General features: G+C 65.8%; 7 protein-coding genes and 2 pseudogenes. 4 read left to right on the forward strand and 5 right to left on the reverse strand.

The genetic code is table 11. From position 1 onward, the window contains the following. The first annotated feature begins 161 nt into the window (after positions 1-161). The 4 genes and pseudogenes from QM693_RS37285 to QM693_RS37300 form a co-directional block, all read left to right on the forward strand. A complete protein-coding gene (locus tag QM693_RS37285) occupies positions 162-1,265 on the forward strand; it encodes a 3-oxoacyl-ACP synthase III family protein (RefSeq protein ID WP_283354815.1) in 1,104 nt (367 codons plus the stop codon). Further along, positions 1,249-2,124, forward strand: coding sequence for a 3-oxoacyl-ACP synthase III family protein (locus QM693_RS37290; RefSeq protein ID WP_283354816.1), 876 nt, complete (start codon positions 1,249-1,251; stop codon positions 2,122-2,124). Before QM693_RS37285 ends, QM693_RS37290 begins: the two co-directional genes overlap by 17 nt. Before the next feature lie 103 nt (positions 2,125-2,227). Continuing rightward, positions 2,228-2,455: pseudogene (locus QM693_RS37295) on the forward strand (putative PEP-binding protein); the annotation flags it as partial. A 250-nt stretch (positions 2,456-2,705) separates the two neighbouring features. Continuing rightward, positions 2,706-2,885: pseudogene (locus QM693_RS37300) on the forward strand (PfkB family carbohydrate kinase); the annotation flags it as partial. Positions 2,886-3,142: 257 nt separating this feature from the next. On the opposite strand, the gene QM693_RS37305 reads toward QM693_RS37300, so the two are convergent. From QM693_RS37305 to QM693_RS37325, 5 genes are all read right to left on the reverse strand, one after another. Next, entirely contained in the window at positions 3,143-3,718 is a 576-nt protein-coding gene (locus QM693_RS37305) for a GNAT family N-acetyltransferase (RefSeq protein WP_283332427.1), read from the reverse strand. A 71-nt stretch (positions 3,719-3,789) separates the two neighbouring features. Further along, a complete protein-coding gene (locus tag QM693_RS37310; protein ID WP_283332426.1) occupies positions 3,790-4,671 on the reverse strand; it encodes a universal stress protein in 882 nt (293 codons plus the stop codon). 122 nt (positions 4,672-4,793) lie between these two features. Further along, complete coding sequence (locus QM693_RS37315; protein ID WP_283354817.1) at positions 4,794-6,524, reverse strand: GAF domain-containing sensor histidine kinase; 1,731 nt, start codon at positions 6,522-6,524, stop codon at positions 4,794-4,796. A gap of 60 nt (positions 6,525-6,584) precedes the next feature. Then, entirely contained in the window at positions 6,585-7,232 is a 648-nt protein-coding gene (locus tag QM693_RS37320; RefSeq protein WP_283332424.1) for a response regulator transcription factor, read from the reverse strand. 98 nt (positions 7,233-7,330) lie between these two features. After that, complete coding sequence (locus QM693_RS37325) at positions 7,331-7,618, reverse strand: hypothetical protein (RefSeq protein ID WP_280783210.1); 288 nt, start codon at positions 7,616-7,618, stop codon at positions 7,331-7,333. Between the last annotated feature and the right edge of the window lie 258 nt (positions 7,619-7,876).

Here is a 7,876-nt window from a genome sequence, read left to right on the forward strand (position 1 = left end):
ATTCCTGCTCGCCGGCATCGTCGAGTGGCTCAAACTATTAGGAGACATGTCCTAGGGCCTCACCTCGTCGCATTCCTCGAACGATCCCCCGGAAGGGTCCAAATGCCCTGGTGACGAGATCGCCGGTGCGCGATCGTGGAGTGAGCACGGAGGTGAAGAGAATGGTCAAGCGTTGGCTGGTCATGGAGACCGAGAACGACGACCTGCGAATGCCGTTCGCTACTCGTCTCGCCGGGGCCGGACGGCATCTACCCACGACACATCTCACGACCACGGACCTGATGTCGACCACCCGGCACTCGACTCACATCGACCTCGAGCGGCTCACCGGGATCCGCGAGCGCCGGGTGTCGGTGGGGGACGAGGACTCCTACACACTGGCGATCTCGGCGGCACTGGATTGCCTGGAACGGTCGAACCGGGACGCCGGGTCGATCGATGTGGTGGTCAGTTGCAGCATCACCAAGTTTCACGGCGGTCTCACCCAATGGCTGGAACCGACGATGAGTAGTGCGGTCGCCCAGGCGATCGGCGCGCCGGGGGCGATGACCTTCGATCTCTCGAACGCGTGCGCCGGCATGTTGACCGGTGTGACGGTGATGAACAACTGGATCCGTCAGGGAATCGTCGAACGGGCACTTGTCGTCAGTGGTGAGTACATTTCGCAGCTCGGACAGAATGCTGCCCAGCACATCCGGAACATCATGAGCAAGGAGCTTGCGTGCCTCACGCTCGGGGACGCCGGGGCCGCGCTGCTCCTCGAACGTGCCCCTGCCGGATCGGCCGGGATCGGTTTGGCCGGATTCACCACCGTCGCCGACTACAGTCGGCTCTGTCTCGCGTACCCGAAGGGCGGCGACCCCGGCGCCCGGATGTTTACCAACTCGCGGGGGATCCAGCGGGCAGCGATCGCGGACACCCCGCTGTTGTTGCACGAGGTGCTCGACGCCGCCGGGATCTCCCTCCACGACATCGATCACGTGATCACACACCAAACCTCGGCGCGGGCGATCCGCAAAGGGATGGCCGAGGTGACCGCCACGCTGGGCGATTCTCCACGGCACGACGCGGTCATCACCGTCGACCGCTACGGAAATACGGCCTCGACGACCCACACCGTCGCGCTCGTCGAGGAACTCGAAGCAGGCCGCATCCAAGCGGGTGAGACCGTGGCGTTGATCGCCCTCGCATCGGGTTTGGAGATCGGCGTCGTTCTGTTGACCCTGGACGAGGAATTGGTGGCACGCTATGGGCACAGTCATTGATCGGCTCGACGTCACACGAGGCGGCTGGCGTACCCGCCACAGTGCATTGCATCTCGCGGTGTCGGCCGCCCAGACCTGCCTCGAACGGGCCGGTCGGAATGCCGATGACCTGGACCTGCTCGTCAACGTCGGGTTGTACCGCGACCGGAATCTGGGAGAGCCCGCCCTCGCGGCGCTCATCCAGGAAGATATCGGTGCCCACCCGGAGGACCCCCACGACGACACGCACGGGACCTTTTCCTTCGATGTCGCAAACGGATCCTGTGGGGCTCTCAACGGTCTGCAGATCGTCGACGGATTCCTGCGGTCGCACACGATCGACTGGGCGCTGGTGGTTGCCAGTGATGCCGATCCCGGACGTGGGATGAGCGAGCACTTTCCGTTTGCGCCGACGGGTGGAGCCATCCTCTGCCGCTGGACCGACGACGAATTCGGCCTGGGGCCCGTCCATTGGGTGAATTGCTCCGATGCCGGTGAAAGCTTCTGTGCCACCGTCGGACTCGAGGATTCCCGGAACGTACTGCGGTTCCGGGAGTCGGATTCGATGGACGAGCGATTCGCGACCGCCGGAGCGCAGGCGGCGCGGGAATGCCTGGAGGCATCCTCCCTCGACCTCGCCGATGTCGATTTGATCGTGGCCGCTCCCGCCCGGCGGAAGTTCCGCGCGACGCTCGCCGAGCACCTGGGCGTCCCCGTGCCGCGGATCGTGGTCGCGGATGACGAACGGATGCATACCGCGTCCCTCGTGGCAGCCCTGGACCGCCGGACGGGTGGCATCCCGGCCGGGAATCGAGTCCTGATCATCGCCGTGGGTGCGGGGGTCACCGCCGGCGCCGCGCTGTACAGGGAACACCCCTGACACCGGAAGCGGTCAGGTCCTTCCCACCGCACTGGAACCGAAGGGCTCCCGGGGCCGGGACACCACTTCGACACGGCGGGGTACCGCTTCAGCGTGGTCGTGCAGCTTCGGTACTGGCGGCCTCACTCAGCTCGTTCTCGGAGTCGATCGGGATTCCGAGATCTGCCGGGATCTGTTCGACACCATGGACCCCGCCGTGCTCGACGCCATCGACGTCATCATCGAGCGTGCCACCCGCGCGGGCCTCACCACCTCCCTGTGCGGGCAGGCGGTGTCGACCAATCCCGCTCTCGCGGAACATCTCGTACGTAACGGCATCACGTCGGTGTCCGGGTCTGCAGTACCGATTCGTCCTGCCGGGACCGACAGTGACCGCGAGGGAACAGATGGCCTGTCTCGACCTCGTCACCGAGGTCGCGTCAGGGGCCGACTACGTGGCCAGCAGGTGGCGGACGTCGTAGGCGAGCTCGGTGCGCGAGTGATCGTGGATACTTCCGGTCCGGCCCTGAGACAGCTTCGGGGGCGGGGTCTTTCTCGTCAAACCCAGCATTCGCGAACTTCGGGACTGGACGGGGCGGGAGTTGTTTGTGATCGACGACCAGGTGGCTGCGGCTCGGGAGGTCATCGACCGGGGGGTCTGTGAGGTCGTGGTCCTCTCCCTCGGTGCCGAAGGCGCCCTGCTGGTCACGCGGGACCGCGACGAGTATTTCCCGTCGGTCGAAGTCCCCGTGGTCAGCGGTGTCGGAGCGGGCGACAGCATGGTCGCCGGTGTGGTGGGTGGCCTGGCGTGCGGTCGGTCGTTGAGCGACTCGGTACGGCGTCGCGGCGGGGGCGGCGATGCTGCAGGCACCCGGCACCGCCCTGTGCTGGCGAGCCGACGTCGAGCGGTTCTACGCCCTGCTCACCGACGGATCCGCTGCCGGCACCACCGTCGGATAGTCACGCGTGTGCCACACGACCATCGGCAGTCACAGTGTCGGTGCCACCGGGACCGGGACGGTGCACGGTGACGGTTCGCTCATCGGGTTCCTCCTCGGCGGTCCCCATCCGCCGACGTTCGCAAATCTGATCTCGCTGCGTCGAGCAGGATCCTGCGTTCCGCGGCCGCGATGTTGTGGCGGGTCGTGGCGGCGACGTCCGGTGCCCACCCCCGGTCTCGGATCACCTCGAGCATCAAGGTGTTCTGCGCCAGCACCTCCGCCGTCATCCTGTCGATGCCGTGCGCCCGCGCTGCGTCGACGAGCCGCGTCAACAGCATCGTTCCGATTCCGTGCGATTGGTACTCGTGATCGACCACCAGCGCGAATTCGACCAACGGAGAGTCGTTTTCCGACTGGTCGGCCGGGCTCACGTAGTTCGCGACTCCGACCAGGATGCCGCCGATGAAGGCACCCAGTGCGCAACGCCCGGGGTCTTGCCGGCACAGTGACTCGGCCAGATCCTCGAGATGCTTCGGACGGGCTCCGAAGAACCTCAGGTAGGCGTCGTGCTGGTCCATCCGCTCGTGCAGATCCTGCACGTCGGTTCTGTCGGTGGGGCGAAGGGAGCGCACGACGACGCCCGTGGTGACCGCGTGTGGCCTCCGAGCCTTCATTCACCGTCACCTCCGTCGTCGGCCGTCGGAATTCATTCAAGCCTCCATGACCCCCTTCGGACAGTGACTCCCTACCGAACGATGAGGAGCGGGCAGCGCACCGAGTGCATCAGGGCGCGGCTCGTGGATCCCAACAGCATGCTGGTGAATCCGCCGCGTCCGCGACTACCGACGACGAGAAGTCGTGCGTTGTCGGCTTGTTCGCGAAGATTGCGTACCGGTCGGTCCATGACGACCATCGTCCGAACCTTGACGTCGGGGAAATCCTCGGCCCGGCCGGCGAGACTCTCCGACAGGAGGGCCGTTTCCTGGGTGACGATCTTCTTCCACCCGGAAACGCTACCGCCCGCGTAGTGCACGGGGAGGTCGACGTCGGACCAGGCGTGAACGGCCGTGAGTTCGCACTGCCGCAGATCGGCCTCCTCGAAGGCCACCGAGATGGCGGGCTCGCTGTGTGCCGACCCGTCCACGCCCACGACGACGGGGCCCTCGAGTCGGGTGACGTCGGAATCGGGTAGGCCGCGGATGACCGCGACCGGGCACGGTGCGTGGGTGGCGACCGCGGCGCTGACCGATCCCACGAAGCCGCGCTCGACGATTCCCTGCCGGTTCGAGCCGACGACGACCATCGCTGCGGATTTCGACCTTTCGAGGAGTTCCCCGGCCGGCGTTCCGGTGCAGAGCGTGGTGTGAATGTCGAGGGAATGCCTGGGAACCGTTCGGGCGGCGATCTCCGCTGCGGCAGCCAGCCGGTTCTTCCCGTTGCGTTCCTCGTCGTCGAAGAAGCTCTCCGGCATGCCGATCGGGACACCGTAGGCGCCGGGGACGAACGTGGTCGCGATCAGCGACAGCGGGGAGTTCCGCAACGCCGCCTCCTGTGCGGCCCACGCAACCGCCTGGAGCGATGACGGTGACCCATCGGTTCCGACAACGATCGGGCGGCGCGCGGTCATGGTCTTCTCCTCGAGGAAGCGCGCGGCAGAAGTTGCCGCTACCTCTCATCGTGACGGTGCGCCCGTCGGCCGCGTAGGGGAGAAGGTCCCCACCTTCGTGGGCGGGGCGAGCCGATCCCGGCTCACGGCAGCGGAGCCGACCACCGGAGAGTGGTTCCGCCACCGAGGGTTGTGTCGATGGTGAAGTGCCCGTTCACTTCCCGCGCCCGGGCAGCCAGGTTTTCCAACCCACTGGTGACGACGTTCTCCACGAAACCTTTGCCGTCGTCCGCGACCTCGATGGCGAGATCGTCGTAGACGGAGATGCTGACCGTGACCGTGTCGGCTCCTGCATGCCGTACCGCGTTGCTCAACGCCTCACGCAGGACAGCCTCGGCATGTTCGCCGAGCGCGGCGTCGATGACGGACAGTGGCCCGGACATGTGCACGGTCGTGCGTAGCCCGGAATCCGCGGTGGTCTCGGCGACGATCTCGTGCAACCGCCGCCGCAACTGGGTCATACCACCCGAACCGCCGTGAAGGTCGAAGATGGCGGTACGGATATCACGCACGATGTCGTGAAGGTCGTCGATCGACTGTTCGAGCCGCTGCTTGACAACAGGAGCCTTCGCCCTCTGCAAGGTGCTCTGCAGTGACAGGCCAACCGCGAAGAGTCGCTGGATGACGTGGTCGTGGAGGTCGCGCGCGATGCGATCGCGATCGGACAGGACGTCGAGCTCACGCATTCGGCGTTGACTGTTGGCGAGTTGCAGCGCGACGGCCGCCTGGTCCGCGAACCCCGACATCAACGCCAGCTGGTCATCGGTGAACGGCGACGCGTCGACGTGACGGAGCGTCACCAGCACTCCTGCCACCGATTGCGCGGCGCGCAGCGGCAGCGCCAGCGCCGGACCGAACCGGGTTCCCGTCTCGAACCCGGGGTCGAACGCCAGCGCGGTGACGCGAAGCGGTGTCCGCTCGCGGAAAGCCTCACCGGACGTGGATCTGTCGACCGGGATCGTCCGGCCGATGATGCGATCCGACACCGTCCCCGCCGATGCCGTCACCACGAGTTCGGTGACCTCGTCCGACGGGATGTCGGGATCGTCCGGCACCGCGAGGAAAGCACTGTCGGCGCCGGTGAGGGCAAGCGCGTCGTCGGCGATCACCCGCAGCACTTCCGCCGTCTCGCTGCCCGCGAGTAGTTCGGTCGCTATCTCACGTGTCGCCTCGAGCCAGGCTTGCCTCGTCCGGGACTCCTCGTACAGGCGGGCGTTCTCGATGGCGATCCCGGCGGCGGCCGCGAGTGCGCGGAGAAGAACCTCGTCGTCCTCGGTGAACTGTGCACCGTTCGCCTTCTCGGTGAGATACAGATTCCCGAACACCTCGTCTCGGATCTGAATGGGCACTCCCAGAAAGGTTTTCATCGGCGGATGGTGGTCGGGGAATCCTACCGAGGCAGAGTGATGTGACAGGTCCTCCAACCGGACCGGCTTCGGATTGGTGATGAGGAACCCGAGGACCCCGTGACCCCGGGGCAGGTCGCCGATACGTTCGCGTGTCTCCTCGTCGATGCCCTCGAAGACGAACTCACTCAAGCCCTCACCCGGGGCGAGCACCCCCAGCGCGCCGTAGCGGGCATCCACGAGATTGATCGCGGCATGGACGATGGTGCGAAGCGTGTCGTCGAGGTCGAGTCCTGACGTGACCGCGAGCATCGCCTCGAGCAGCCCGTCGACGTGATCTCGGGCATCGACGATCTGCGCGATGCGTTCCTGCACCTCGGTCAGGAGCTCACGGAGCCGCAGCTCGGACAGGCTACCGAGTAGCGGACCCCGGTCGCGCTCATCCGGTTGACGGGTCACGAGACGCATTCTCCCACGTAGTGGCGTTGCCGCATGACGGAACCGCTACTGGACTCAGGGCTTCGCCCGTCAGGTGCCGGACGGTCTCGACGGCATCTTCGTGGCAAGTACCGCTGCCTGAGTCCTGCGCTCCACCCCCAGTTTGGTCAGCAGCCTGGACACGTAATTCTTGACGGTTTTCTCGGCAAGGAACATCCGCGCAGCAATCTGACGGTTCGTCAGCCCCTCACCGAGCAGGGCGAGGAGTGTCCGTTCCTGATTGGTCAGATGCCCAAAGATTCCTTCCTTCTCACTGGCGTTCGCGCGGACCTTCACCATCAGAGCAGCGGCGGCGCGACTGTCGAGGAGCGACTTGCCGGCCCCGACGTCGTGGACCGCCTGGGTCAGTTCCATACCCCGGATGTCCTTCACGACGTATCCACTGGCCCCGGCGAGAATCGCGTCGAGCATCGCCTGGTCGTCCGTGAACGAAGTGAGGATGAGGCAATGCAATTCCGGCATCAGTGAGTGCAGTTCGCGGCACAGTTCGATTCCATTGCCGTCGGGGAGTCTTACGTCGAGGACTGCAACGTCCGGTTTCAGTGCGGGCACTCGTGCCATCGCCTGAGAGTAGGAGGCGGCTTCACCGACGACGGTCAGGTCGGGGTCGGCGGTGAGGAGGTCCGCGATTCCGCGCCGGACGACCTCGTGATCGTCCACGAGAAAGACGTTGATCATGCGGCAACCTCCAGTCTTGCTGTGTGATCGCTCCGGAAAATCAGACTACGCCGAGATCAGCAGGCATCCGAAGCGTCCCACTCGAGGGCCTCCGGCGGTTATCGAGCAGCTGGACGAACCTGGCTCGCCCCATGCCGGCGTGGCCGGTGGGGCATCAACATCGCCGCCGCCAGACCGACGGTGGCGATGAGTGTCGCGGCAGCGCCGACTCCGACGAGGGGGGTTGCGAGCCAGGCGCCGAGCAGGACGACCAGGCCTGCGGCCGCTGCCCCTGACACCACTGAGAGCGCGAAGCCGGCGGGATGCACGTACAGAAACTCCTCAGGTTCGTCGTCTCGGCGGTGACGATCGTCGCGCGGCGATGCGGTGGCGTGGCCTTCGAACATGATGTTCCTCGTTCCCTCGCCGACGGGCGGTTCCGATGTCGTGCGCCGGCTCTTCTGCAACGGTGCGATAACGGCGCGCTCGATTCCAGGGCCGAAAGTCACTCTTCTCGGGTTTTCGCGGGAGAACTGCGCGGCAATTGTGGCTCTCGGCCACTCTTCCGAGGCCGGTCCGGCCCCTGTCATCCCTGCAAATGACCTTGGGCCCTAGGGTGTGTCTCCCAATGATTTGTGGTGTTGTGCTGCAGAATCTTCGGTGTG

The organism is Rhodococcus sp. IEGM 1305, assembly GCF_030058635.1.
In the GTDB taxonomy this organism is placed as follows: Bacteria; Actinomycetota; Actinomycetes; order Mycobacteriales; family Mycobacteriaceae; genus Rhodococcus_F; species Rhodococcus_F opacus_D.

What these genes read in the sequence shown, in the direction of transcription:
- QM693_RS37285 (WP_283354815.1), top strand. Translation starts at nt 162, where the DNA reads ATGGTCAAGCGTTGGCTGGTCATGGAGACCGAGAACGACGACCTGCGA.
- QM693_RS37290 (WP_283354816.1), top strand. Translation starts at nt 1,249, where the DNA reads ATGGGCACAGTCATTGATCGGCTCGACGTCACACGAGGCGGCTGGCGT.
- QM693_RS37305 (WP_283332427.1), bottom strand. Translation starts at nt 3,718, where the DNA reads ATGAAGGCTCGGAGGCCACACGCGGTCACCACGGGCGTCGTCGTGCGC.
- QM693_RS37310 (WP_283332426.1), bottom strand. Translation starts at nt 4,671, where the DNA reads ATGACCGCGCGCCGCCCGATCGTTGTCGGAACCGATGGGTCACCGTCA.
- QM693_RS37315 (WP_283354817.1), bottom strand. Translation starts at nt 6,524, where the DNA reads ATGCGTCTCGTGACCCGTCAACCGGATGAGCGCGACCGGGGTCCGCTA.
- QM693_RS37320 (WP_283332424.1), bottom strand. Translation starts at nt 7,232, where the DNA reads ATGATCAACGTCTTTCTCGTGGACGATCACGAGGTCGTCCGGCGCGGA.
- QM693_RS37325 (WP_280783210.1), bottom strand. Translation starts at nt 7,618, where the DNA reads ATGTTCGAAGGCCACGCCACCGCATCGCCGCGCGACGATCGTCACCGC.